Source organism: uncultured Amaricoccus sp. (assembly GCF_937858865.1).
Taxonomy (GTDB): domain Bacteria; phylum Pseudomonadota; class Alphaproteobacteria; order Rhodobacterales; family Rhodobacteraceae; genus Amaricoccus.
Genome location: NZ_CALLYO010000107.1, coordinates 1 through 2,190 on the forward strand (window position 1 = coordinate 1; position 2,190 = coordinate 2,190).

3 protein-coding genes are annotated in these 2,190 nt (G+C 76.8%); 1 reads left to right on the forward strand and 2 read right to left on the reverse strand.

Annotated features, from left to right (window positions below):
* On the reverse strand, positions 1 to 200 hold a 200-nt coding region (locus Q0112_RS02875; RefSeq protein WP_297971149.1), incomplete at its 3' end, for a hypothetical protein.
* Positions 201 to 331: 131 nt separating this feature from the next.
* On the opposite strand from Q0112_RS02875, the gene Q0112_RS02880 reads away from it, so the two are divergent.
* Complete coding sequence (locus Q0112_RS02880; RefSeq protein ID WP_297971152.1) at positions 332 to 916, forward strand: hypothetical protein; 585 nt, start codon at positions 332 to 334, stop codon at positions 914 to 916.
* A 3-nt stretch (positions 917 to 919) separates the two neighbouring features.
* Here Q0112_RS02880 and Q0112_RS02885 read toward each other — a convergent pair whose 3' ends face one another.
* Complete coding sequence (locus Q0112_RS02885; RefSeq protein WP_297971155.1) at positions 920 to 1,912, reverse strand: MDR family oxidoreductase; 993 nt, start codon at positions 1,910 to 1,912, stop codon at positions 920 to 922.
* Between the last annotated feature and the right edge of the window lie 278 nt (positions 1,913 to 2,190).

Consider the following 2,190-nt stretch of genomic DNA (forward strand, 5'->3'; position numbering starts at 1 on the left):
GCTGCCGGCGGATCGGCCAGCGCCCCCTCGACCCGCCCGCCCGGCGCGGCAACCAGCGCCACCCGCAGCGCATCGGCGTCGGCGCGCAGCGCGAAGCCCGCGAGCGCCGCCGGGCGCGCCGCCAGCGGCGGCTCCGGCCCGAGGACCAGCGCCTGGATGGCGGGGGCATCGAACGGCGGGTGCAGGAACAGCTCGCTCAAGATCGCCAGGTCTCCATTGCCGTCTCCATTGCGGTCTCCATTGCCGTCTCCGTTGACTTTCCGCCGGCGCCGGGTGATCCGTCCGCGCCCTTGCCTCGTAGCATCGGCACCGAGGCCTTGACAGGTAGCCGATGATGACGAGCGGGCACGCGCCCACGGCGATGATCGCCGACTATGCCGCCGGCGCGCTCTCCTGCGGAATGAGCCTCGTCGTCGCCAGCCACCTGACCTACTGCCCCTGCTGCCGCGACAAGGCGGCGCGCCTCGAGGCGCTCGGCGGCGCGCTCCTCTGCTGCGGCAAGCCGGTCGACCCCGCGCCGAGCTGCCTCGAGCGCGCCCTCGCCCGGATCGAGGCGCCGGCCGCGCCCGCCCCCGCCGCCGAGCCGCGCGACCCGCCGCTCCCCCGCCCGCTCTGCCGCCTCGCGCCGCGCGACGGCGACATCCGCTGGCAGCCCGTCGCGCCCGGCCTCGCCGCCTTCTGGCTCGACGGCTTCCCCGGCGAGCGCGTCGGCCTGCTGCGCGCCCGTCCCGGCACGCCGGTCGCGGCCGGCGGCCCCCCCGCCGCCGCGCTGGTGATCCGCGGCGCCCTGCGCCAGGGCCGGCACATCTGGCACCCCGGCGAGCTCGCCTTCCCGGCCGGCCCCGAGGCGCCCGAGGCCACCGGCGCCCAGGCCTGCCTCTGCCTTGCCGTGCGGCCGGAGCCGCCGCCCGGCTGACCCTCAGCCATTGACGTCGACCACCACCCGCCCCTGCACCCGCCCCTTCAGGATCTCCGCCCCGAGCGCCGGCAGGTCGGCCAGCACCGCCGGCCGCACCATCGTCTCGAGCAGTTCGAGGTCGAGATCGCGCACCAGCCGCGCCCAGGCCCGCTGCCGGTTCTCGAACGGCTGCAGCACGCTGTCGATGCCGAGCAGGCTCACCCCGCGCAGCAGGAAGGGGATGATCGAGAGCGGCACCTCCGCGCCTCCGGCATTGCCGACCGCCGCCGCCGCCGCGCGGTACTTGAGCTGCCTGGTCACCCGCGCCAGCACGCTGCCGCCCACCGCATCGACGCACCCCGCCCAGGTCTCCGACTCGAGCACCCGCTCCGCCGGGCCGGCCAGCTCCGCCCGGGGCACGATCCGCCGCGCCCCGAGCCGCCGCAGGTAGCCCTCGGCCTCCGGCCGCCCGGTCACCGCCGCCACCTCGTAGCCGAGCCGCGCCAGCACCGCCACCGCCACCGACCCCACGCCGCCCGCCGCGCCCGTCACCAGCACCGGCCCCTTCTCCGGCGCGAGCCCGTGCCCCTCGAGCGCCATCACCGCCAGCATCGCGGTCAGCCCGGCCGTCCCGATCGCCATCGCCTGGCGCAGCGTCAGCCCCTCGGGCAGCGGCACCAGCCAGTCCGCCTTGGCCCGCGCCCGCTGGGCATAGCCGCCCCAGTGCGCCTCGCCCACCCGCCAGCCGGTCAGCACCACCGGATCGCCCGGCCGGTAGCGCGGATCGTCCGACGCCTCCACCCGCCCGGCGAAGTCGATCCCCGGCACGTGCGGATACTTCCGCACCAGCCCCGCCCCCGGCCCGAGGCAGAGCCCGTCCTTGTAGTTCAGCGTCGACCAGTCGACCGCGACCGTCACCTCGCCCTCGGGCAGGTCGGCGAGCCCGATCTCGCGCACCTCCGCGCGGGTCCGCTTCTCCGCATCCCGCTCGACCACGATCGCCCGGAAGCCCATGGCCCGTCCCTCCCGCCTGTGAGGCGCCAAGGCTCCGGCGCGCGCCCGGCCTTGTCAAACGCAAACCTCGGGGCCGCCGCGGTTCTTGCCGACGGCGCCCGGCGAGCCTACCTCGGGATGAACGGGGAGGTGCGAAGATGAGCCGGGCATTCGTGAAGGAAGACGACGGTGCGCGTCCCGAGGCGCTGCCCGAGCTCCCGGTCAGCCCCCACCCCAACCTCGTCACCGCGCGCGGCCTGCGCCTGATCGGCGAGCGGCTGGCCGAGATCGAGGCCGCC

What these genes read in the sequence shown, in the direction of transcription:
- Q0112_RS02880 (WP_297971152.1), top strand. Translation starts at nt 332, where the DNA reads ATGATGACGAGCGGGCACGCGCCCACGGCGATGATCGCCGACTATGCC.
- Q0112_RS02885 (WP_297971155.1), bottom strand. Translation starts at nt 1,912, where the DNA reads ATGGGCTTCCGGGCGATCGTGGTCGAGCGGGATGCGGAGAAGCGGACC.